The following is a 23069-nucleotide window of genomic DNA, read 5'->3' on the forward strand; positions in this document are numbered from 1 at the left end:
GCGCTGAAAGAAAGAACGGCCCTTCGACAAGCTCAGGGCGAACGGCGGAGGTTTAACGCACGTCGCTCTATATCAAGACGGTTCGACCAGCCCCCCGCCCAGCGCGACATAGAGCGTCACCAGATTATCGACCTGCGCGCGGCGCAGCTCGATCAGCGCCTGCTCGGACGCGAAGAGGTTGCGTTCGGCGTCGAGCACTTCGAGGTAGGTCGACACCCCCTCGCGATAGCGCTTGCGCGCAAGGTCGGCGATGCGGCGCGTCGCCTCGGTCCCGCGCTCCTGCGCCTCGACCTGCTCGGCGAGATGGCGGCGGCCCGCGAGCGCGTCGGCGACCTCACGGAACGCCGACTGCACCGTCTTCTCATAGGTCGCGACCGCGATATTCTCACGCGCTTCGGCGACGGTCAGATTGCCCTTGTTGCGGCCAAAGTCGAAGATCGGCAGGCTGATCGTCGGGCCGAAGCTCCACGTCAGCCCATTGTCGCCGAACAGGCTGTCGAGCGACGAGGAGGCGAAACCGATATTCCCCGTCAGCGAGATCGACGGGAAGAAGGCGGCGCGCGCCGCGCCGACATTGGCGCGCGCGGCGCGAAGCTGTTCCTCGGCCTGCAAGATGTCCGGCCGCGCCACCAGCAGGTCTGACGGCAGCCCCGCGGTCAGCGCCGGCGGGCGCGACTGGTCGACGAGCGGCAGCGGCGCGGGCAGGTCGGCCGGAAGCGGTCCGCCGACGAGCACGGCAAGGAAATTGTCGGCCTGCGCCTTCGCGAGCTTCAAGCTGGCAAGCTGCGTCTCGGCCTGCGTCAGCAGCGTCTCCGACTGGCGATAGTCGAGCGCCGAGGTCACCCCCGCGTCGAGCCGCAGTTTCGCGATGCGCAGCCCCTCGCGCCGGCTGGTCACCGTCGCTTCGGCCAGGACGATCTGCTCCTCCGCCCCGCGCGCGGCGAAATAGGTCGAGGCGGTGTCGCGGATCAGCGAAAGGCGGAAGGCGCGCTCGGCCTGCTGGGTCGCGAAATACTGGCTGCGCGCCGCTTCGGACAGATTCTTCACCCGCCCCCAGAAATCGAGCTCGAAGCCGGTGACCCCGACCCCGACCGAATAGCGGTTCGATGTGTCGGGCCCCGGCGGCGTGGTGAAGGCCGAAAAGGCGCGGCTCCGCGTCGCGTCGGCGCTCGCCCCGACGGTCGGCAGGCGGTCGGCATCCTGGATGCGATATTGCCCCTTCGCCTCCTCGATCCGCGCGACGGCGATCGCGAGGTCGCGGTTGCGCTCGAGCGCACGCGACACCAGCGCCGCGAGCTGCGGGTCGGCGAAGAAATCGCGCCACGAAATCTCGGTCGCGCGCTGGCCGAGCGTGACGTCGTTCGCAAAGCCTTCGGGATAGTCGGGCGCGGTCGAGAGCGGCGGCCGCGTGTGCGGTGGCGCAAGGTTGACGCACCCCGACAGCATCGTCGCCGCGGCGAGAAGCAGGATCGGCTTACGCATGGGTCGGCCCCTCCTCATGATGGCTTTTCTCGGACGGCGCCGGGGGCCGCTTGCGGCTCAGCCACTTGCGCACCGACAGGTAGAAGAGCGGGATGAAGAAGATGCCGAGCAACGTCGCGGCGATCATGCCGCCCATCACGCCGGTGCCGACCGCGCGGCGGCTCGCCGCCCCCGCCCCGCTCGCGATCACCAGCGGCACCATGCCGAGAATGAAGGCCATGCTGGTCATGATGATCGGGCGAAGGCGCAGCTTCACCGCCTCCATCACCGCGTCGAGCGTCCCCTTGCCTTCGGCCTCCTGCTCGATCGCGAATTCGACGATCAGGATCGCGTTCTTCGCGGCGAGCCCGATGATCGTGATCAGTCCGACGTTGAAATAAATGTCGGCGGACAGCCCGCGCAGCATCGAGAAAAGCACCGCGCCGAGCACGCCCAACGGCACGACGAGCAGCACCGAAACCGGCACCGACCAGCTTTCGTAGAGCGCCGCGAGCAGCAGGAAGACGACGACCAGCGACAGGCCAAGCAACATGCCGATCTGCCCCGCCGACTGCTTCTCCTCATAGGAAATGCCGGTCCATTCATAGGCGAAGCCCGCGGGCAGCGCCTGCGCCAGCCGCTCCATCTCCGCCATCGCCTCACCGGTCGACTGGCCGGGCGCGGGCTCGCCCGAGATCGTCATCGCGGGATAGCCGTTGTAGCGCTGAAGCTGCGGCGCCTGCGCCGACCATTCGGCGGTGCTGAACGATCCGAAGGGCACCATCTCGCCCGCCGCGCTGCGCACCTTGAGGTCGAGCACGTCCTGCGGCGTCATCCGGCTCGCGGCGTCGGCCTGGAGCAGCACGCGCAGCACGCGGCCCTCGCGGGTGAAGTCGTTGGCATAGGCGCTGCCGAAGCTGATCGCGAGCGTCGCATTGACGTCGCCGATCGACAGGCCGAGCGCGCGCGCCTTGATGCGGTCGATGTCGACCTTGAGCACCGGTGCATCCTCCTGCCCTTCGGGCCGGACGTTGGCGAGCGTCTTGCTCTGCATCGCGCCGCCGAGCATCTGGTTGCGCGCGGCGAGCAGCGCGTCGCGGCCCGCCCCGCCGCGGTCCTGCAGCTTGAAGGTGAAGCCGCTCGACGTGCCGAGCTCGGGGATTGACGGCGGGCTCAGCGAAAAGACGAACGCCTCCTTGATGCCCATGAAGGCGCCCATCGCCTTGCCCGCGATCGCGTCGGCGCTGTTCTCCTTGCCGTGACGTTCCTTCCACGGTTTCAGGGGGGTGAACATGATCGCGTTCGCCTGCCCTTGGCCGAAGAAACTGAAGCCATGGACGAGCACGGTGTTCGCGACCTGCGGCTGCCCGGCAAAGAATTTCTGCACCTCGTTCGCCGCGACATTCGTCCGCTGCGTCGTCGCGCCCGGCGGCGCCTGAACGACGGTGATCAGAAAGCCCTGATCCTCCTGCGGCAGGAAGGAGCCCGGCAGGCGGAAAAAGAGCAAGGCGGTGATCCCGACGAGCGCCAGGAATACGCCGAGCCAGCGCAGCGGCGCCGACAGCACGCGGCCGACCTGCCCCTGATAGCGGTCGGTCGTGCGCCCGAACCAGCCATTGAAGCGATCGAAGAAGCGGTCGACGCGCGCGCCGATCGGCCCGCTGCGCTTCGCCGCATCGTGGGGCTTGAGCAGCGTCGCGCAAAGCGCCGGGGTCAGCGTCAGCGCGAGCAGCGCCGAAAAACCGATCGAAATCGCCAGCGTCAGCGAGAATTGGCGATAGATGCCGCCGGTCGATCCGGGGAAGAAAGCCATCGGGATGAACACCGCGATCAGCACGAGCGTGATGCCGATGATCGCCGAGGTGATCTGGCTCATCGCCTTCACCGTCGCCTCATAGGGCGAGAGATGCTCCTCGCTCATGATACGCTCGACATTCTCGATCACGACGATCGCATCATCGACGAGGATGCCGATCGCGAGCACCATGCCGAACAGGGTCAGCACGTTGATCGAGAAGCCCGCGAGCCAGAGGCCGAGGCACGCGCCCGCGAGCGCGATCGGGACGACGACGCTGGGAATCACCGTCGCGCGCCAGTTCTGGAGGAACAGGAACATGACGAGGAAGACGAGCGCCATCGCCTCCGCCAGCGTCTTGACCACTTCCTCGATCGACAGGCTGATGAAGGGCGTCGTGTCATAGGGGATCGACCAGGTGACGTCGGGTGGGAAGCCCTTCGCCAGCTCGTCCATCCGTTCGCGGATACCCTTCGCGGTCGAAAGCGCATTGGCGCCGGGGGTGAGCTGGACCGCGAGCCCCGCCATCGGCTTGCCGTTGAGTTCGGACGAGAAGAGATAGCTCGCGGCGCCGAGTTCGACGCGGCCGACGTCGCCCAATGTCACCGCCGACCCATCGGGGTTGGCGCGCAGGATGATGCTTTCGAACTGCTCGGGCTTGGTGAAGCGGCCCTGCGTCGTGATCACCGCGTTGAGTTCGGCCCCCTTGGCGAGCGGCTGGTCGCCGAGCTGGCCGCCCGGAGTCTGGCTGTTCTGCTCCTGCACCGCGCCGAGCGCCTCGGCGGGCGAGAGGTGATAGGACGCGAGCTTCTGCGGATCGAGCCAGATGCGCATCGCATATTCGGGCGCGAAGGCCTGAACGTTGCCGACGCCGTTGACGCGGCGCAGCTCGTCGAGCACGCGCGTGTTGGCGAAATTGTTGATCTCCATCGGGTCGGTCTTGCCGCTCTTCGACGTGATCGCGACGATCAGCAGAAAGCCCGAATTGGCCTCGGTCACCGAAATGCCCTGCCGTCGCACATCCTCGGGCAGGCGCTGCTCGACGCGGCGCAGGCGGTTCTGGACCTCCATCTGCGCATTGTCGATGTCAGTCCCCGCCTCGAAGGTCAGGGTGATCGACGCGGTGCCGTTCGATTCGCTGGTCGAGGCCATGTAGAGGAAGCCCTCGACCCCGTTCAGTTCCTGCTCGATCACCTGCGTGACATTCTGCTCGAGCGTCCCGGCGTCGGCGCCGGGATAGGTGACGCTGATCGTCAGCGACGGCGGCGCGACCGACGGATATTGCTCCACGGGAAGCCCGCGCAGCGCGATGATCCCGGCCATCAGGATGCCGATGGCGATGACCCACGAAAAGATGGGCCGGTCGATGAAGAAACGGGGAGACATGCGATCGGCCTCAGCGCTTGGCCGGTGCGGTCTTGGCCGGCGCGGTTCGGGCCGGCTGGGGCCGGGCCGCGGCGGCTCCCGCGACCTTCACCGGCTGTCCCGGCTGCACCTTTTGCAGGCCGTCGACGATCACGCGGTCGCCCGGCCGCAACCCGTCGAGGATCGCCCATTGCCCGCCCTGCATCTCGCCCAGCTTCACCGGGCGCAGCGTCGCGACATTCTTGGCATCGACGATCATCACCGTCGCGGCGTCGGCGGACAGCTTGACCGCGCGCTGCGGGATCAGAATGCCGTTCGGCCGCACCCCCGCCTTGATGCGCGCGCGCACGAACTGTCCCGGCAGCAACGCATTGCTCGCGTTCGGGAATTCGGCGCGCAGCGCCGCGGTGCCGGTCGCCTCGTCGATCGACAGGTCGAAGAAATCGAGATGGCCCGTCACCGGATAGGGCGTGCCGTCCTCAAGGATCAGCTGCACTTCGACGCGGCCGACCGGCGGGAATTGCAGCCGTCCCGATTCCATGTCGCGGCGGATCGCCATCAGGTCGGAGCTCGACTGGCCGAAATTGACATAGACGCGGTCGATCTGCTCGATCGTCGTCAGCAGCGTGCCCTGCGCGGCGCTGACCAGCGCGCCCTCGGTCACCTCGGCGCGTCGCGCCCGGCCGCCGATCGGCGCGGTGACCGTCGCATAGCCCAGGCTGAGCCGCGCCGAATCGAGATTGGCCTGCGCCGACTGGACGTCGGCCTCGGCGGTCCGCTGTGCCGCGACCGCGGCGTCATATTCCTGCTTGCCGATCGCTTGCTCCGACAAGAGCGGCTGATAGCGGTTCACCACCTGCCGCGCGTTCGCCGCGGTTGCCTGCGCGCGGGCGAGCTGCGCGCGCGCGGCGTTGACGTTCGCGGTGAGCTGCCGCGGATCGATGCGGAACAGCGCCTTGCCCGCGGCGACATAGCTGCCCTCCTCGAACAATCGCCGCTCGACGATACCGTCGACGCGCGCGCGCACTTCGGCGGTGCGATAGGCCTGGACGCGGCCGGGCAGTTCGATGACGTTCGGCACCGGCTGGGTGCCGACGGTCACGATATTGACCTCGGCCGGCGGTGGCGCGGGCGGCGCCTCGGACGAGCAGGAAGCGAGCGCAAGTGCCAGCGCAGCGCAGGCGGCGCTTGCCACGGGACGAAGGCGAATCATATGGACCCCTGGAAAATCGATGTTTGCTGAACGTGGAACGGGCCGGAACCGTTGCGTTGAATCGCCGTGTAATATAAATTACAGACAAGAGCAAGGGAGAGAAGACGCGTTGGACAAGTGCGAATCGACGATATGTCAGGCGGATAGGCCAACCCCGCGCGAGCGGCGGCACGAGGCGATTCTCGACGCGGCCGAAACCTTGTTCATCGAACAGGGCTATGACAGAACGAGTCTCGCCGAAATCGTCCGGCGGTCGGGCGGCTCGCTCGCCACGTTATACGAACTTTTCGGCAACAAGCAGGGACTGCTTCACGCGATCGCGACCCGCTGGCGCGACCAGGCAATGCTGAGCCGCATGGAACGCATCGACATCGCGGCGCAATCGAACGTCGAAACGCTGATGAATTATGTCGAAAGCGAGCGCGAATTCCGCCGCTCGCCGCGCGCGATCGCGCTGATGAAGATGCTGGTTTCCGAATGCCTTCGCGACCGGGACTTCGCGCTGCAAATCTATCGCGACCTGCATATGCCCGCGGTCCGCGAGCTTTCGGACCTGTTCGCCGACTGGGCTGCGACGGGCGAAGCCGAAATCGACGATCCCGAAGCCGCGGCGCAACTGTTCATCTCGACGGTCTCGGGCGATTCGATGCTCAGCGCCCTGGCGGGGGTCGAGGACGGGATGCTCGACGAGGATCAGGTCCGCTGGCGGCTCCGGCCCTTCTTCGCGCATTTCCGGATCGTTTAATCCACCCCTCCCCCAAGCGCCTGATAAAGCGCGACATAAGCGGTCAGCCGGTCGGCACGAAGCTGGATCAGCGCCTGATCGACCGCGAGCAGCGCGCGCTGCGCGTCGATCTGTTCGAGATAGGGCGAATAGCCGGCGCGATAGCGGTTGGTCGCGTGGCGCAGCACTTCGGCGACGGCGGTGTGCTGCGCGAGCAGCGCCTGTTCCTGCGCGCCGAGCCGGTCGATCAGCGCAAGCTGGTCCTCGACCTCGCGGAAGGCGGTGAGCACCGACTTGCGATAGGCGAAGGCCGCCTGGTCGCGCTGCGCCGTCGCGACGTCATATTGGCCCTGCAGCCGCCCGCCCTGGAAGATCGGCGCCAATATGCTGCCGCCGATCGACCAGATGCTGATCGGATCGCCAAGCAGGTTCGACGCCACCGCCCCCGCCGACGCCGAAAGCCGAATCTGCGGCAGGAACTGCGCGCGCGCGGCGCGCAGATTGGCGTCGGTCGCGGCGAGCGCATATTCGGCTTGCGCGATGTCGGGCCGGCGGCGGACGAGTTCGGAGGGCAGAACGGCGGGCACTGCCGGGGTCGCCAGTGCATCGAAATTCGCCCCGCGCGCGATCGCGTGCGGCGTGTCGCCGACGAGCAAGGACAGCCCATTTTCCTGCCGCGCGATCGCCGCCTCGATCGCCGGAATCTGCTGTTCGGCGGCGCGATATTCGGCCTCCGACTGCCGCAGTTCGAGCTGGGACGTATAGCCTGCCTCGGCGCGGTCGCGTGCGATGCGCAGCGCCTCGCCGCGCGAAACCAACGTTTGCTTCAAAAGCGCGCGCCGCGCGTCGAGCGCCAGCAGCGTGATATAACCGCTCGCCGCCGCCGCGCTGACCGACAGCGTCGCCGCCTCGCGCGCCGCCGCGACCGCCGCGGCATTGGCGCGCGCAGCATCGCGCCGCGCCGCATTGCCGCCGAACAAATCGATCTCATAGGCCGCCTGGAACGTCGGCTGCGCCGAAACGCTCTCGCTCGGCTGGCCGAAGGCGTTGACCGTCCGCGCTTCCGATCCCGGCAGGCTCGCCGACAGCGTGGGCAGCAGCAGCGATCGCGCGACGCGCTCCTGCGCCCGCGCCTCGGCGACGCGCCCCGCGGCGATAGCGAGGTCGCTATTGTTCGCGCGTGCCTGCTCGACGAGCGCGGTAAGCTCGGGATCGCCGAAACGCCCCCACCAGGCGGCGTCGATCGCGCCGTCGGCGGGCAATGTCGTGCGCCAATCGGCGGGCGGCGCGACCGTGCTGCCCTCGGGACGCGGCGTCAGCGCCGGCACGCAGGCGCCAAGCAGCAATGGCAGCAAAAGCGCGGCGCCTCTCACCGTCCGCCATCCGTATCGGCGCTGCCCGTATAGACGGTGGCGACGACCGACATGCCCGGCCCCAGCCGCGCCGCGAGCTTCTGCCCCGGATCGATGCGGATGCGCACCGCGATGCGTTGCGGCACCTTCACGAAATTGCCCGATCCCGTGTCGGGCTTGATGACGCTGAACTCACTTCCCGCCGCGGGCGCGACGCTCTCCACCGTGCCCTTGAGCGCTTCCCCGCCGAGCGCGTCGACGCGCATCCGCGCCTTTTGCCCGACACGGATGTTCGCGGTTTGCGATTCCTTGAAATTGGCGACCACCCAATGCGTCTGCGGCACCAGATACATGAGCTGGGTGCCGGGATTGACGAGTTGGCCGACGCGCACCGACACCTCGCTGAGACTGCCCGAGCGCGGCGCGCGGATCACCGTGCGGCCAAGGTCGATGGCGGCGAGCCCGCTCGCTGCCTTGGCATTTTCCACCCCGGCTTCCAGCCCGCTGCGCCCGACGGTGACCGAGCGCACCTGCTCGACCGCGATCTGGTGCTGCGCCTGCGCCTGGCGCACCGCCGCCTCGGCCTGGCGGAGCGCCGCGAGCGTCTGATCGCGCTCGCGCAGCGACACCGATCCTGCGTCGACGAGCTCATTGACGCGCCGCATGTCGGCCTGCGCCCGCTGAAGCTGCGCCTGCGCGTTGGCGACCGCGGCGTCCTGCAACCGCACCTGCGCCTCGGCCGAGCGCTGGCTCTGCTCGCTGTTGCTGAGGCTCGCGCTCTGCGCGGCGATATTCGCCGCCCCCTGCGCCGCGCGCTGGCGATAGATGCTGTCGTCGATCCGCACGAGCACTTGTCCCGCCGCGACACGCTCGAAATCCTGCACCAGCACTTCGGTCACATAGCCGCCGACCTGCGGCGCGATGATCGTCGTCTGGCCGCGGATATAGGCGTTGTCGGTGGTCTGGCTGTCGGGCCGGAACGGCGGCAGGCCCCAAGCATAGAGGATGGCAAGCGCCCCGGCGAGGATGATCGCGCCGAACAGGATGATCCGGCCGCGCGACTGCGGCGGCCGCCAACCCGCGGGCGGCGGGCCGATCTGATCGTCGGGCGATCCCTTGTGCGCGTCGGGCGCAGGCTCCGCGGCGGGGGCGGATGCCTGCGCCTTGGGGGCGAGAGCCTTTGGCGCGGCCTCGGGCGTTTCCGGCTGCGGCGTATCGGACCTGTCGTCACTCATTGGTTCTGCGCCCTCATCTTCTGCAATGCTTCCAGTTCCTTCGCCAGCGGGTTGTGCCCGCGCCGCCGGTCGTGAAGCCAGCGCGCGAACATCAGCACGAACGCCAGCGCCGACAAGACGCCGATGACGAAGAATACGTCGTTGAACGCCAGGATCGTCGCCTCGCGCGCCGCCTCGCGCACCACCTGCGACCCGGCGACCGCGCTGCGCAGCACCGGGTCGGTCATGTCGCCGGTGAGCGCACCCGCCAGGCTGTTGATCCCCTGCGCGACCGCGGGATCGTTGGTCGAGATGCTTTGTCCCAGCGTCATCAGATGCGCCTTGGTGCGCAGCGTGTGAAAGGCCGACAGCGCCGCGACGCCCGCAAGGCCGCCGAGGGTCTGCGACAGGCTGAACACCCCGACGAAGCTGACGAGATAGGACGGCCCCTTGGTCAGCGCGCGGAGCAGCCCCTCCATCATCATCGGCCCCATGAAATAGACCGCGGCGAAGGCGATCGCCGCCTGCGAGAAATAGAGGTTCACCGGCCCGGTGCGCAGTCCCGAATGGGTGTCGAGAAAGGCGCCGATCGCGATCACCGCGAGCGACACCAGCACCGGGCGGCGCAGGTCGGTGGGGTCGAGCCGCAGGATCGCGAGGATCGCCCCCGCGAGCGTCGCGCCGGTCAGCACCCAATAATAGGATACGAGTTGGTCGTTGATGAGCCCGGTCGCCGCCAGCAATCCCGAAGCACCGAAATTCTGCTCCGACGTCAGCACGCGCACCAGCGCGCCGATCAGCGCGAACTGGACCAGCGCCGCGCTGCCCATCCAGCGCGTCTGGAGCATCGGGTTCTGGCGGTTGTGCTCGATCAGAAACGCCGCGCCGATCAGCACGACCGACGCCGCGAGCGCGCCACCGAGCCAGGGGGTCGACCACCATTGGATGCGCCCCTGAACCAGAAAGGCGCAGAGCAGCCCGACCCCGGCCGCCAGCATCGGAAAGGTCAGCAAGTCGAGCTTCTCGAAGGATTTGATCGTTTCTCCCGGCGGCACCTGCAACAGAAAGACCAGCCCGACCGCGACGAGCGACAGCGCGAACTGAAAGTCGAACAGATGCGACACGTCGCCGTCGAAGAGCAGCAGCGGCGAGATGGCACGCGCAAAGGGCACCGCGACCTGCGTCAGGCCGATCGCGAGCAGAAAGCCCGCGATGCGCTTTTCCGCGGGCAGCCCCTGCATCAGGTAAAAGGCCGCGAGCGTCGTGAGGCCGCTCGCGGCGATCCCCGACACGCCGCGCGCGATCAACTCCATCCGGTATCCGGCGTCGAAAAGCTGAAGGAAATTGGCGACGAGCAGCGCGATCATGATCACGCGCACGAAGCGCTGAATGCCGAACTGCTGGCGCGATTTATAGAGCAATATGCTCATGCACGCGTTCGTCATGTTGTAGGCGACGGTCACCCAGCCGCCTTCGGCCGGGGTCAGGTCCATATGTCCCTGAATGCTCGTCAGGTTCGCGATCAGCAGGCCGTTGGTGAAACCGCCGACGATCGCGAGATAGAGGCCGATGAAGAAATAGCCGATCTTGCGCAGCACCGGATGGTCGGGCGACGCCGGCGAGCCCGGCATGAAGGGGCGCTCGTGCGGCTTGAAGACATATGGCTGCGCCGGCGCGGCGGTGGCGCGCGCCTCAGCCATGCGACTCGCTTCGCGCTTCGACGGCGTTTTTCCGCGCGCTTTGCAGGATCGGGGCCATCGGCATCGTCACCGCACAATATGCGCGGGCGCGGCGCGCGAAAACCTTTTTCGCTATCGGTTCGTCACGCGGCCTCGCCCGCCGCCGCGCCCGCCAGATCGCTGCGTGCATGGCGGAACACGTCGATGCTGCCCCAGATGGCAAGCCCCGCCATGATCGCCGCGACCAGAAGGTCGGGCCAGCCCTGCCCCGTGCCGAACACGCCGAGCGCCGCGGCCATCACCGCGAGATTGCCGATCGCATCGTTGCGCGAGCAGACCCACACCGAGCGCATGTTCGCGTCGCCGGTGCGCCAGCGATAGAGCATCAGCGCAACGACGACATTCGCGACCAGCGCCAGCGCGCCGATGAGTCCCATCGTCTCCGCCTCGGGCGCCGTGCCCGCGATGAAGCCCCACACGGCGGATGCGAAGACCCAGAGGCCGAAAGCGAGCATCGTCGCCGCCTTGAGCAGCGCCGCCCGCGCCCGCCAGCCGATCGCCATGCCCGCAACGCCCAGGCTGATCGCATAATTGGCGCTGTCGCCCAGAAAATCGAGCGCGTCGGCCTGCAACGCGCGCGAATCCGCCGCAACGCCCGCGACGATCTCGACCCCGAACATCGCCGCATTGACGATCAGCGCGATCCACAGCACGCGCCGCCAGCGCGGATCGTTGAGCGCGGTCTTGCCGCTTTTTCCAGCACAGCATTGATCGGCCATCGCCGAAGCCTCCTTACATCGTCGAGTCGGCGTCCTATATGCAGCCTGTAGCCACTACAGGGTCAAGCGATGAAAATCGGCGAACTGTCGCGTGCCACCGGCACCAACATCGAAACCATCCGCTATTACGAGCGGATCGGCCTGCTTCCGCCGCCCGCGCGCACCGACGCCAATTATCGCAGCTATGATGGCGGGCACCGCGCGCGGCTCAGCTTCGTACGCCATTCGCGCGACCTCGGCTTCACGATCGAGGAGATAAGGTCGCTGCTCGACCTGTCGGACCATCCCGACCGGGATTGCGGCGAAGCCGACCGGATCGCGACCAGACACCTGCAACAGGTCGAGGAAAAGATCGCGCAACTATCGGTGCTCCGCGACGAGCTCCAGCGCATCGTCGGCCGCTGCCGCGGCGGACTCGCGGGCGACTGCCGCGTGATCGAGGCGCTGGGGGATCATGGACAATGCGAGGGCGCGCATTGAACCGAAGGTGGAAATTGGGGAAAGGTGGGACGATTCTGTTGCCCGGCTCGTCCCCAGCCGCTGGTATCCGATTCTGTTGCCCGGTTCGGTCCGAACCGCGTTCTATTTGAATAACCTTAGGCCGTGAGGCTTATCGGTTACGCAGCCAGAGCGAGTGCTTCGTTATCGTTAGCACTTATAGGTTTGAGCCTTGAACGGGTTACTCAGCCCGGAAGAAAACATCGTCTTTGAACACACGTCGATCCTGGTTCGGCCCCGTCAGAAGCCCGCTTTTCCTTGCGGATCGGCGGGTTTGTGGTGGAGCCGCCGGGTACTGCCCCCGGGTCCGCTGTGTCTATTCCACGACACCATTTATCCTCATAGCCGATCGAAACCGGCAGAATTGATATAGGGTGTGATCAGACGGTTGGAAAGGGCGCTTACCGCAATTTCCACCTTGTTCGTCACCCCGGCGAAGGCCGGGGTCTCGCCAGTGCGCATAACCTTGGCGGCGAGATCCCGGCCTTCGCCGGGATGACGGCTCAGATTATTTCTTCCGCAATTCGTCGCGGATTTCGGTGAGGATATCGACCTCAGTCGGCCCCGCGGGCGCATCGGGGCCGCGGCGCGTTACCCGGTTCACCATCTTGACCAGCATGAAGATGACCCACGCCAGGATCAGGAAATTGATCACCGCGGTGATGAAGGCGCCATAGCCGACCATCGCGACGCCGGCCTTCTTGAGCGCGGCATAGTCGGTCGCGGCGATCCCGTCGGGAACGCTGCCGAGCAGGATGAACTTGCTCGAAAAATCGACCCCGCCGAAGATCCAGCCGACCAGCGGCATGATCAGATCCTCGGTCAGCGAGCCGGTGATCGTTGCGAACGCGCCGCCGATGATCACACCGACCGCCAAATCCATGACATTGCCCTTGGCAATAAATTCCTTGAATTCCGACAACATGTTGCTGCTCCCCGGATGATATATTCCGTGGCGCGAAATTGCCGCGACGATTGCGCAAAGGCAAGCACGATCCTATTATGTGTATTGTTGCGGCAAAACGCCGCGCGAGGGAGCCTTGATGACCATGACCTATCGTTCCGCCCGCTGGCTGATCGTTCCGCTTGCCGCCGTCTCGCTGTCCGCGTGCGGCATCAACAGCGTTCCCACCAAAGAAGAGGCCGCAAAGGCCAAGTGGGCGAATGTCGAGGCCGCTTACCAGCGGCGCGCCGACCTGATCCCCAACCTCGTCGAAACCGCGAAGGGCGCCGCCAAGATCGAGCAGTCGACGCTCGAAGGCGTGATCCAGGCGCGCGCGTCGGCGACGCAGGTCAAGCTCAGCACCGACGACCTCGAAGACCCGGCGAAGGTCCAGGCGTTCCAGCAGGCGCAGGGCAATGTGTCGAGCGCGCTCGGCCGCCTGCTCGTCACCGTCGAACAATATCCCGAGCTCAAGAGTCAGGCGCGCTTCGCCGACCTGATGACCCAGCTCGAAGGCACGGAGAACCGGATCAATATCTCGATCCAGGACTATAACAGCGCGGTGCAGGATTATAACACGACGATCCGCACCTTCCCCGACATCATCGGCGCGAAGATCGTCCACGGCGCCAAGCCGATGACGCCGTACAAGGCGATCACGCCGAACGCGAACGTCGCGCCCAAGGTCGACTTCGGCCAATAAGGTGCGCGCCGCTGCCCTTGCCGCTCCGCTCGCGATCCTGCTGGTCGCGGGCGGCTGCAAGGCCGCACCTGAACCGGCCGCCGCAAAGGAAACGGCGGCGTGCGACGGCGTTCCCCAAATGGCGCTCGCGGGCCGGGTGACCGATGCAGCGGATATCCTGAGCGCCGAGGAGGAAGCCCGGCTGTCCGATCGTCTGCGTCGCTACGAAGCGCGGACCAAGCACCAGATGGTTGTCGCGACGGCCGCCAGCCTCAACGGCGCCCGCGTCGACAATTTCGGAACCTGCCTCGGCAATCGCTGGAAGATCGGGCGGCAGGGTCATGATGACGGGATACTCATCCTCATTGCCCCCAACGAACGGCAGATGCGGATCGCCACGGGCACCGGCATGGAAAAGATACTGACCGACGACAAAGCGCTGGCGATCGTCCATCGCATGACACCCTATTTTGCCAAATCGGATTACGCGGGCGGCCTGTCGATCGGAATCGACTCCATCGCCGCCCAGACCGGAGACACACCATGAGATCGCTTCTGCTCGGCTGGGCGCTGGGCCTTTCGCTGCTCGCGGCGCCCGCGACCGCACAGACTTTTCCCAAACTCTCCGGCCGTGTCGTCGATCAGGCGGACATCATTCCGCCCGCGGAGGAAGCCCATCTCGACACCCAACTCGAACAGCTTGAAAAGACGACCGGTCATCAGTTCGTCGTGGCGACGGTGAACAGCCTCGAAGGCAATGACATCTCCGATTATGGCTACAAGCTCGGCCGCGACTGGGGCATCGGCGGCAAGGACAACAACGACGGCGTCGTCTTCCTGATCGCGCCGAACGAGCGACGGATGAACATCTCGGTCGGCTATGGTCTCGAACCCGTGCTGACCGACGCCTTGTCGGGGCGCATCATACGCGACACGATCACCCCGAAATTCAGGGACGGCGACTTTCCCGGCGGCATCCAGGCGGGCGTCGATGCGATCGCGCAGCAAATCCAGCTCCCGCCCGAGGAAGCCGCCGCGCGCGTCGCCGCCGCCGACAAGGCCGAACGCGACCGCGCCGACGACGGCGATTTCGGTGGGCTCTTCTTTATCGGCTTCATCGTCTTTATCTTCTTCGTCCTGCCAATGCTGTCGGCCTTCCGCGGTCGCGGCAAGCGGCATCGCAAGAACCGCCCGTGGGGCGGCGCGCCGATTATCGTCTGGGGCGACAATGACTGGGGCGGCGGCGGCGGATCGTCGTGGGGCGGCGGGGGTTCCTCATGGGGCGGCGGCGGCTTCGGCGGAGGCGGAGGCTTTTCGGGCGGCGGCGGCAGCTTCGGCGGCGGCGGCGCCTCGGGCGGCTGGTAAGGGAGCGGAACGATGAAAGTCAGCCACGTCAGCGAAGCCGATCACGACCGCGTCACCGCCGCGGTCGCCGCGGCCGAGGCGCATACGAGCGGCGAGATCGTCACCGTAATCGCGGCGCAATCGAACGATTATGACGATGTCGCGCTCGTCTGGGCAAGCGTGATCGCCTTCCTCGCCATGTCGATCGTCGCGCTGTTCCCCGATTTCTATCAGGGGCTTTATTATCGGATTACCGGCGGCTGGGGCCACGAACTCACCGCCAACCAGTGGCTGGGAACGGTGATCGCGATCGGCGTTCTCAAATGGATTGGCGTATGGCTGATTTTGCTCTGGCGTCCGCTGCGCCTGTGGCTGACGCCGCGCGCGATCCTGGCGGCTCGCGTGCGCGCCCGCGCGATCGATCTGTTCAAGGTCGGCACCGAGGCGAAGACATTGGGCCGCACCGGCATCCTTCTCTACGTCAGCCTGCGCGAGCATCGCGCCGACATCGTCGCCGACGAAGCGATTGCCGCCAAGGTCGCGCCCGAGGTCTGGGGCGATGCGATGGCCGCGCTGATCGACCTCGTCCGCAAGGGCCAGCCCGGCGAGGGCATGGCCGAAGCGGTGCGCCAGATGGGCACCGTCCTTGCCGCGCATTTCCCGCGCGGGAGCGAGAATCCCAACGAACTGCCCGACCGTCTGATCGAACTGTGAAGGCCGCGTTCGCCGTCCAAACACCGATATGAGATTCCGTCATCCCGACGAAGGCCGGGATCTCGCCGGTTACGATAGGGCGAGATCCCGGCCTTCGCCGGGATGACGATTTGATCATGCCCCAACCGGCACGCAAGCCGCTGAAAGGACACCCTATGCCCATCCCCTTCCCCGACACGCCGATCGAAACCCGCTGGGAGGGCCGCTTCATCACCGTCAAACAGCAGGGAACGTGGGAATATGTCTCGCGCTCGCGCGGTATCCACGCCGCGGTGATCCTCGCGATCGACGAAGCATCCGAGGGGCGCCACGTCCTTCTGGTCGAGCAATATCGGGTGCCGCTGAAGGTCCGCTGCCTCGAACTGCCCGCCGGTCTCGTCGGCGACGATACCGCGGGCGAGGCCTCGGAAATCGCGGCGCGGCGCGAACTGGAGGAAGAAACCGGCTATCGTGCCGCCGACTGGCGCACCGTCGGCGAATTCTACAGCTCGCCCGGCATGGTGAGCGAAAGCTTCACGCTGCTCGTCGCGAAAGAACTGACCAGGGTCGGCGACGGCGGCGGGGTCGATGGCGAGGATATCACCGTCCATCGCGTCCCGCTGAACGGCATCGAGGATTTCATCGCGGCGAAACGCGCCGAAGGTTGCGGGATCGACGTGCGCGTGGCGATGCTGCTGGCGGGCGGGTTGCTGGCCGAATAGCGGCTTTCGACCAAACTCCGTCATCCCGGCGAAGGCCGGGATCTCGCCGGTGCGTTATAGCGATAGGGTGAGATCCCGGCCTCCGCCGGGATGACGAATATGGTTGGGCAACAGCCACTCCCTACCCCGAAGCCACCGTCACGCGGGCACGGACTATCGCTTACCGCCCCCCGAACCGCCAGCGCAGCAGCGGCCTTGCCAGTAGCAGCCCTGCCAGAAATCCTCCGACATGCGCCCAGATCGCGACCGCGCCGAACCCGCCGCCGCCCGCGAAGCCGAGCGCGAGCTGCAGTCCGATCCACGCCGCGGCGAGCCAGAGCGCGCGCACCCAATGCGCCGGGATCGGCCCGATCGCCGAGGTCTGCGTGCGGCTGAAGATCAGCGCGAACACCGCGAGCAGCGCCGAAATCGCGCCGCTCGCCCCGATCATCGGGATGACCGACTGCGGGTCGGCAAGGAACTGTGCGAGCGCGCCGGCATAGGCGCCCGCGAGCAGCAGCACCGCCATCGCCCTCGCGCCTAGCGGTGCCTCGAGCTGGCGGCCGATGAACAGCAGCATCACCATGTTGAAGATCAGGTGCAGCCAGCCACCGTGAAGGAAGGCCGAACTGAGCGGTGTCAGGAAAAAGGGCAGCATCGTCCCCGGCGGCGCGATGACCTCGGTTCCGAACCGCGCGGGAATGAAGCCCGCGCGCATGATCGCCTCGCCCTGAAAGCCGGTGATCTGGAGCAGGACGAAAAGGACCACGCAAACGAGCGCAAAGCCCGTGACCAGCGGCGCGTCCTGCGGCTTCATCGTCCGCGCTCCGAAATCAGACGAATTCGATCTTGGTGACCAGATAATATTTGTCGCCCGCGGGCACCGTCACCTCGATCTCGTCGTCGACCTTGCGGCCGATCAGCGCGCGGCCGAGCGGCGAGTTGTAGCTGATCTTGCCATCCTTGGCGTCCGCCTCGGCCTGACCGACGATCTGGTAGCGAACCGGCTTGTCGTCCTCGTCGGCAAGGGTGACGGTCGCGCCGAACACGATGCGGTCGCCCGACAGCGTCGTCGGATCGATGATCTGGGCGCGCGACAGCCGGTCCTCGAGGTCGCCGATCGAAGCTTCGACCTGGCCCTGACGCTCTTTCGCGGCGTGATATTCGGCATTTTCCGAAAGGTCGCCATGCGCGCGCGCTTCCTCGATCGCATCGACGATGAGGGGGCGTTCGGCTTTCAGAGCCGCGAGCTGCGTGCTCAGCTTCTCATAGCCTTCTGCCAGCATCGGCACCTTTTCAACGCTTGCCATTATCCTGTTGTCCTTCGTCAAAAATTCCGCCTCGGCGGGTGAGCGCCGGGCGGCTGAGCCGCTGTTTCCGTAATGTCGGGGAGGTGGAGCGGTCCCTCAATAATAGTCTTGTAGCGGTTTCACTTCAAGAGAGTGCGCGCGCAGCGCACCGATCGCGTGGGTCGCGGCGTCGCTTCCCGCCGCGGTCGTGTAATAAGCGACGTCGGCCGCCAGCGCCGAGGCGCGGATCGACTGCGAATCCTGCAAGCTCTGCCACCCTTCGGTGGTGTTGAAGATGAGCTGGACGTCGCCGTCCTTGATCCGGTCGACGATATGCGGGCGTCCTTCGGCAACCTTGTTGACGCGCTCGACCGCGATCCCCTGTTCGGCGAGATAGGTCGCGGTGCCGCCGGTCGCGATCACCTGCCACCCCCAGCCGACGAGGCGGCGGACGGCATCGAGGATGCGCGGCTTGTCGCTGTCCTTGACCGACACGAACAGCCGGCCGCTGGTCGGCAGCCGGTCGCCTGCGCCGAGCTGCGCCTTGGCGAAAGCCAGGTTGAAATTGCTGTCGATTCCCATGACTTCGCCGGTGGACTTCATCTCGGGCGACAGCACCGGATCGGTGCCGGGGAAGCGCGCGAAGGGGAAGACCGCTTCCTTCACCGCGACATGCGCGATGTCGCGGTTGATCGTCGGCAGGTCGGCGAGCTTCTCGCCCGCCATCACCCGCGCCGCGATCTTGGCGATCGGCGAACCGACCGCTTTCGCCACAAAGGGCACGGTGCGGCTGGCGCGCGGATTGACCTCGATCAGGTACACCTCGTCGTCCTTGACCGCGAACTGGATGTTCATCAGGCCGCGAACCTCAAGCGCGCGCGCAAGCGCGTCGGCCTGCCGCTCGATCTCGGCGACGATATGCGGCGACAGGCTGTACGGCGGGATCGAACAGGCGCTGTCGCCCGAATGGACGCCGGCCTCCTCGATATGCTGGAGCACCCCCGCGACGACCACATCGGTGCCGTCGCACAGCGCATCGACATCGACCTCGATCGCGTCGCGCAGATAACGGTCGATCAGCACCGGCGAGTCGCCCGATACCTGCACCGCGGTCTCGATATAATGTTCGAGCTGCGCCTGGTCGTCGACGATCTCCATCGCGCGGCCGCCGAGCACATAGGAGGGGCGCGTCAGCACCGGATAACCGATGCGCGCCGCGACCGCGACGGCTTCCTCGCGGCTGCGCGCAATGCCGTTCTCGGGCTGCTTGAGGCCCAGCTTGTTGACCAGCGCCGCGAAACGCTCGCGGTCTTCCGCAAGGTCGATCGCATCGGGCGAGGTGCCGAGGATCGGGATTCCCGCTTCCTCCAGCGCCTGCGCCAGCTTGAGCGGCGTCTGGCCGCCGAACTGGACGATCACGCCGACGAGGGTGCCCTTCGACATTTCGACGTGGAGGATTTCGAGCACATCCTCGGCGGTCAGCGGCTCGAAATAGAGGCGATCCGACGTGTCGTAATCGGTCGACACCGTCTCCGGGTTACAGTTGACCATGATCGTTTCATAGCCCGCCTCTTCGAGCGCGAAGCAGGCGTGGCAACAGCAATAGTCGAACTCGATCCCCTGCCCGATCCGGTTCGGCCCACCGCCGAGAATGACGACCTTCTTGCGGTCCGACGGGTTCGCCTCATTCTCGGGCTCGCCGAAGGTCGGCGCTTCGTAGGTCGAATAAAGATAGGGCGTCTTGGCGGCGAACTCCGCCGCGCAGGTGTCGATCGTCTTGAACACCGGCCGCACGCCGAGCTTGTGGCGCAGCGCGCGCACCTCGGCCTCGGTGACGCCGCCGGTCATCGCCTTGACCGCTTCGTGGATCAGTCCGCTGCCGCGCGCGGTCGCGCGCTGTGCGCCGGGCTGCAAATTCGCCGATTGCAGCGCCAGATAGGCAAGCCGCTTGTCGGAGAAGCCCATCGCCTTCAATCGCCGCAGCCCCTCGGCATCGCGCGGCAGGCCGTTGCGGCAGACATCCTCCTCGGCCGCGACGATCTCGGCGATGCGTTCGAGGAACCACATATCATAGCCCGCGACGCGGTTGATCTCGGCGAGCGGCAGCCCTTCGCGGATCGCCTGCGCGGTGTTGAGCAGCCGGTCGGGGGTGCGCTGGGCGAGTTCGCTGCGAAGCTGATCGTGCGTGGCGCCCTTCAGCCGCTCGACGAAGTTGAAGCCCGAAAGTCCGGTTTCCAACCCGCGCAGCGCCTTTTGCAGGCTCTCGTGGATCGTGCGGCCGATCGCCATCACCTCGCCGACCGACTTCATCGCGGTCGACAGCGTCGCCTCGGCGCCCTTGAACTTCTCGAAGGCAAAGCGCGGGATCTTGGTGACGACATAGTCGATCGTCGGCTCGAACGACGCCGGGGTGACGCCGGTGATGTCGTTCATGATCTCGTCGAGCGTGTAGCCGACCGCGAGCTTCGCCGCGACCTTGGCGATCGGGAAGCCCGTCGCCTTCGACGCGAGCGCCGAGGAGCGCGACACGCGCGGGTTCATCTCGATCACGATCAGGCGGCCGTCCTTGGGATTGACCGCGAACTGCACGTTCGAACCGCCTGTTTCGACGCCGATCTCGCGCAGCACCGCGATGCTCGCGTTGCGCATGATCTGATATTCCTTGTCGGTCAGCGTCAGCGCGGGAGCGACGGTGATGCTGTCGCCGGTGTGGACGCCCATCGGATCGACATTTTCGATCGAGCAGATGATGATGCAATTGTCCTTGCGGTCGCGCACCACCTCCATCTCGAACTCCTTCCAGCCGAGGAGCGATTCCTCGATCAGGACTTCGGTGGTCGGCGAGGCGATCAGGCCGCCGCGGACGATATGCTCGAATTCCTCGCGATTATAGGCGATGCCGCCGCCTGTGCCGCCGAGCGTGAACGACGGGCGGATGATCGAGGGCAGCCCGGTGCGTTCGAGCACCGCGAACGCCTCTTCGAGCGTGTGCGCGACGCCCGAACGCGCGCTTTCGAGCCCGATCTTGTCCATCGCGTCCCGGAATTTCTGCCGGTCCTCGGCCTTGTCGATCGCTTCCGCATCGGCGCCGATCATCTCGACACCATATTTGGTCAGCGTGCCGTCGTTGAACAGCGCCAGCGCGGTGTTGAGCGCGGTCTGCCCGCCCATCGTCGGCAGCACCGCGTCGGGGCGCTCCTTCTCGATGATCTTGGCGACGATCTCGGGCGTGATCGGCTCCACGTACGTGGCGTCGGCAAGATCGGGATCGGTCATGATCGTCGCCGGGTTGGAGTTGACGAGGACGATGCGATAGCCCTCCTCCTTCAGCGCCTTGATCGCCTGCGTCCCCGAATAGTCGAACTCGCACGCCTGACCGATAACGATCGGGCCGGCGCCGATGACGAGGATGGATTTAATGTCGGTTCTTTTGGGCATTATTTCTGTTCTTCTTTTGCGGGCTGCGCGTTGCCGATAAAAACGAAATGGACGCCGTGCTCCTCAGCGTCGGACGCGACAAACATGTTGCGAAGACAAGCGAGCTTCTCAGTCAGCGCATCGAAATCTGTGCCCTGAATAAAATCTGGCCGGACGGCGACTTCCGAAGCGCTCCATACCATCAAAGCTCCACCGCTATTTAGTCCGCATGCCGTCTCCAATGCCTCAATAAAACGATCCAAGTCTTGCTGAGGATCAAAAGCAGGGAGTAGATGCAGAAAATCTTTAGATAGCAGCCATTGAGTAGCATCTGCCTTTTCCTTTGGACGGTCTTCTCGCCAAGAAAATTCGTAGAAGGCAGCTCGCTGTTCTTCCTTTTCGATCTCCAAAGTGTAGAAAGGGTGAACTGCTGACTTGAGGCATTTCAGCTTGCTTTCCGAAACTTCTCCCAAATCGCTAATGTAAACCATATCGGATTGAAATTCATCTATATATTCAACGCGGATATTATCTGGCGGAATGCCACATTGAACCACAGCCTGAATTGTTTGCTCGTAGCTCGGCGGTGGCGGCAGATCGATCACTTCAACCCGCCCACAAATTTCTCGAACAGATAGAAGCTGTCCTGCGGCCCCGGGCTCGCCTCGGGGTGGTATTGCACGCTGAACGCCTGTTTCCCCGTGATCGCGAGGCCGCAGTTCGATCCGTCGAACAGGCTCTTGTGCGTCTCGACCACGCCATCGGGCAATGTCGCGGCGTCGACCGCAAAGCCGTGGTTCATGCTGGTGATCTCAACCACGCCGTCCTCGGCGCGTTGGACCGGGTGGTTGGCGCCGCGATGGCCCTGGTGCATTTTCACCGTCTTGGCGCCCACCGCGATGCCGAGCATCTGATGGCCGAGGCAGATGCCGAACAGCGGAATATCGCGGTCGAGCAGCCCCTTGATCACCGGAACCGCATAGTCGCCCGTCGCCGCGGGGTCGCCGGGGCCGTTCGACAGGAACACGCCGTCGGGCTTGTGGCTCAGCACTTCGTCGAGGCTCGCGGTCGCGGGCACCACGGTGACGCGCGCGCCGGCCTTCACGAGGTTGCGAAAGATATTGTCCTTCGCGCCATAGTCGATTGCGACGACATGGGGGCGACCGTCTCCCCTCCCGCTTGCGGGAGGGGTCGGGGGAGGGTCTGTTTCGGTCGAGGCGGAGGTCGACATGCCCTCCCCTAGCCCCTCCCGCAAGCGGGAGGGGGACTGGTAGCCTTTGCCCAATTCCCACGTCCCCGCATCCCAGTCGCCCGTATCCGTCCGGCTGACCTGCTTCGCAAGGTCCAGCCCCTCCAGCCCCGGCCATGCCCGCGCCATCGCGAGCAGTTCGTCCACGTCGAACTTGCCGTCGGGGCTGTGCGCGATCACGCCGTTCGGCGCGCCCGCATCGCGGATACGGCGGGTCAGCGCGCGGGTGTCGATACCCGCGAGCCCGATCACGCCCTGTTCGGCCATCCATTCGGGCAGCGTCTGGACGCTGCGGAAATTGCTGGGCTGCGTCGGCAGTTCGCGCGTGATGGCGCCGACCGCGCCATGCACGCCGCGCTCCATATCCTCCGGGTTCGCGCCGACATTGCCGATGTGCGGAAAGGTGAAGGTGACGACCTGCCCGGCATAGCTCGGGTCGGTCAGGATTTCCTGATAGCCGGTCATCGAGGTGTTGAAGCAGATCTCGCCCACCGCGGCCCCGGCGGCGCCATATCCCACGCCCCACAGGATCGTGCCGTCGGCAAGGACGAGGACGCCGGTCGCCCCGAAAGGCGCGACGGAAGGATTGGCTGGTGCCATTTAATCTGCTCCGGATGGAAGGCTAAACGGCCGACCAAGTAGGAGCCAAAAAAATGATTCACAAGCTATCG

At 66.0% G+C, this 23069-nt stretch carries 20 protein-coding genes and 1 other RNA gene; 7 read left to right on the forward strand and 14 right to left on the reverse strand.

What is annotated here, in order from left to right; translation table 11 throughout:
• Positions 1 to 72 precede the first annotated feature (72 nt).
• From ACVENA_RS13385 to ACVENA_RS13395, 3 genes are read right to left on the reverse strand one after another with little or no spacing between them, the layout of a single operon-like run.
• Complete coding sequence (locus tag ACVENA_RS13385) at positions 73 to 1482, reverse strand: efflux transporter outer membrane subunit (protein ID WP_449325769.1); 1410 nt, start codon at positions 1480 to 1482, stop codon at positions 73 to 75.
• On the reverse strand, positions 1475 to 4642 hold the full coding sequence (locus tag ACVENA_RS13390) for a multidrug efflux RND transporter permease subunit (protein ID WP_449325770.1): 3168 nt from the start codon (positions 4640 to 4642) through the stop codon (positions 1475 to 1477). Before ACVENA_RS13390 ends, ACVENA_RS13385 begins: the two co-directional genes overlap by 8 nt.
• A 10-nt stretch (positions 4643 to 4652) precedes the next feature.
• Positions 4653 to 5834, reverse strand: a complete 1182-nt coding sequence (locus ACVENA_RS13395; RefSeq protein ID WP_257543698.1) for an efflux RND transporter periplasmic adaptor subunit — start codon at positions 5832 to 5834, stop codon at positions 4653 to 4655.
• Positions 5835 to 5943: 109 nt separating this feature from the next.
• On the opposite strand from ACVENA_RS13395, the gene ACVENA_RS13400 reads away from it, so the two are divergent.
• Positions 5944 to 6579, forward strand: coding sequence for a TetR/AcrR family transcriptional regulator (locus ACVENA_RS13400; RefSeq protein WP_257543699.1), 636 nt, complete (start codon positions 5944 to 5946; stop codon positions 6577 to 6579).
• On the opposite strand, the gene ACVENA_RS13405 is transcribed toward ACVENA_RS13400, so the two are convergent.
• From ACVENA_RS13405 to ACVENA_RS13420, 4 genes are all read right to left on the reverse strand, one after another.
• Complete coding sequence (locus ACVENA_RS13405; RefSeq protein ID WP_449325771.1) at positions 6576 to 7913, reverse strand: efflux transporter outer membrane subunit; 1338 nt, start codon at positions 7911 to 7913, stop codon at positions 6576 to 6578. The genes ACVENA_RS13400 and ACVENA_RS13405 overlap by 4 nt on opposite strands.
• A 14-nt stretch (positions 7914 to 7927) precedes the next feature.
• Complete coding sequence (locus ACVENA_RS13410) at positions 7928 to 9145, reverse strand: HlyD family secretion protein (protein ID WP_449325772.1); 1218 nt, start codon at positions 9143 to 9145, stop codon at positions 7928 to 7930.
• Entirely contained in the window at positions 9142 to 10824 is a 1683-nt protein-coding gene (locus ACVENA_RS13415) for an MFS transporter (RefSeq protein WP_449325773.1), read from the reverse strand. Before ACVENA_RS13415 ends, ACVENA_RS13410 begins: the two co-directional genes overlap by 4 nt.
• 122 nt (positions 10825 to 10946) lie before the next feature.
• Positions 10947 to 11582, reverse strand: a complete 636-nt coding sequence (locus ACVENA_RS13420; protein ID WP_449325774.1) for a cation transporter — start codon at positions 11580 to 11582, stop codon at positions 10947 to 10949.
• Between the two features lie 69 nt (positions 11583 to 11651).
• Between ACVENA_RS13420 and ACVENA_RS13425 the strand changes: the two genes are divergently transcribed.
• A complete protein-coding gene (locus tag ACVENA_RS13425) occupies positions 11652 to 12062 on the forward strand; it encodes a MerR family transcriptional regulator (protein WP_257543704.1) in 411 nt (136 codons plus the stop codon).
• A 62-nt stretch (positions 12063 to 12124) separates the two neighbouring features.
• On the opposite strand, the gene ssrA is transcribed toward ACVENA_RS13425, so the two are convergent.
• Together ssrA and mscL are read right to left on the reverse strand one after the other, a co-directional pair.
• Positions 12125 to 12479, reverse strand: a transfer-messenger RNA (tmRNA) gene (gene ssrA, locus ACVENA_RS13430).
• A 109-nt stretch (positions 12480 to 12588) separates the two neighbouring features.
• Complete coding sequence (gene mscL, locus ACVENA_RS13435; RefSeq protein ID WP_257543705.1) at positions 12589 to 13005, reverse strand: large conductance mechanosensitive channel protein MscL; 417 nt, start codon at positions 13003 to 13005, stop codon at positions 12589 to 12591.
• Positions 13006 to 13123: 118 nt separating this feature from the next.
• Here mscL and ACVENA_RS13440 point away from each other — a divergent pair, with 118 nt between their 5' ends.
• The 5 genes from ACVENA_RS13440 to ACVENA_RS13460 all read left to right on the forward strand — a co-directional run bounded on the left by ACVENA_RS13440 (position 13124) and on the right by ACVENA_RS13460 (position 16464).
• Positions 13124 to 13726, forward strand: coding sequence for a LemA family protein (locus tag ACVENA_RS13440; RefSeq protein ID WP_449325775.1), 603 nt, complete (start codon positions 13124 to 13126; stop codon positions 13724 to 13726).
• Between the two features lies 1 nt (position 13727).
• On the forward strand, positions 13728 to 14252 hold the full coding sequence (locus ACVENA_RS13445) for a TPM domain-containing protein (RefSeq protein WP_449325776.1): 525 nt from the start codon (positions 13728 to 13730) through the stop codon (positions 14250 to 14252).
• Complete coding sequence (locus ACVENA_RS13450; protein ID WP_449325777.1) at positions 14249 to 15070, forward strand: TPM domain-containing protein; 822 nt, start codon at positions 14249 to 14251, stop codon at positions 15068 to 15070. The genes ACVENA_RS13445 and ACVENA_RS13450 overlap by 4 nt, the downstream gene beginning before the upstream one ends.
• 12 nt (positions 15071 to 15082) lie before the next feature.
• On the forward strand, positions 15083 to 15763 hold the full coding sequence (locus ACVENA_RS13455) for a TPM domain-containing protein (RefSeq protein ID WP_449325778.1): 681 nt from the start codon (positions 15083 to 15085) through the stop codon (positions 15761 to 15763).
• Between the two features lie 155 nt (positions 15764 to 15918).
• Positions 15919 to 16464 (forward strand): NUDIX hydrolase, encoded by a 546-nt coding sequence (locus tag ACVENA_RS13460; protein ID WP_449325779.1) that lies wholly within the window; start codon positions 15919 to 15921, stop codon positions 16462 to 16464.
• Positions 16465 to 16624: 160 nt separating this feature from the next.
• Here the strand turns inward: ACVENA_RS13460 and ACVENA_RS13465 are convergent, their stop codons facing one another.
• From ACVENA_RS13465 to carA, 5 genes are all read right to left on the reverse strand, one after another.
• Positions 16625 to 17260 (reverse strand): rhomboid family intramembrane serine protease, encoded by a 636-nt coding sequence (locus tag ACVENA_RS13465; RefSeq protein WP_449325780.1) that lies wholly within the window; start codon positions 17258 to 17260, stop codon positions 16625 to 16627.
• A gap of 16 nt (positions 17261 to 17276) precedes the next feature.
• A complete protein-coding gene (greA, locus tag ACVENA_RS13470) occupies positions 17277 to 17753 on the reverse strand; it encodes a transcription elongation factor GreA (protein WP_257543712.1) in 477 nt (158 codons plus the stop codon).
• Between the two features lie 96 nt (positions 17754 to 17849).
• Positions 17850 to 21170, reverse strand: a complete 3321-nt coding sequence (carB, locus tag ACVENA_RS13475) for a carbamoyl-phosphate synthase large subunit (protein WP_449325781.1) — start codon at positions 21168 to 21170, stop codon at positions 17850 to 17852.
• Positions 21170 to 21754: a hypothetical protein gene (locus ACVENA_RS13480; protein ID WP_449325782.1), complete on the reverse strand. Its 585-nt coding sequence runs from the start codon at positions 21752 to 21754 to the stop codon at positions 21170 to 21172. Before ACVENA_RS13480 ends, carB begins: the two co-directional genes overlap by 1 nt.
• Positions 21751 to 22998: a glutamine-hydrolyzing carbamoyl-phosphate synthase small subunit gene (gene carA, locus ACVENA_RS13485; RefSeq protein ID WP_449325783.1), complete on the reverse strand. Its 1248-nt coding sequence runs from the start codon at positions 22996 to 22998 to the stop codon at positions 21751 to 21753. The genes ACVENA_RS13480 and carA overlap by 4 nt, the downstream gene beginning before the upstream one ends.
• Between the last annotated feature and the right edge of the window lie 71 nt (positions 22999 to 23069).

Source organism: Sphingopyxis sp. 550A (assembly GCF_053569535.1).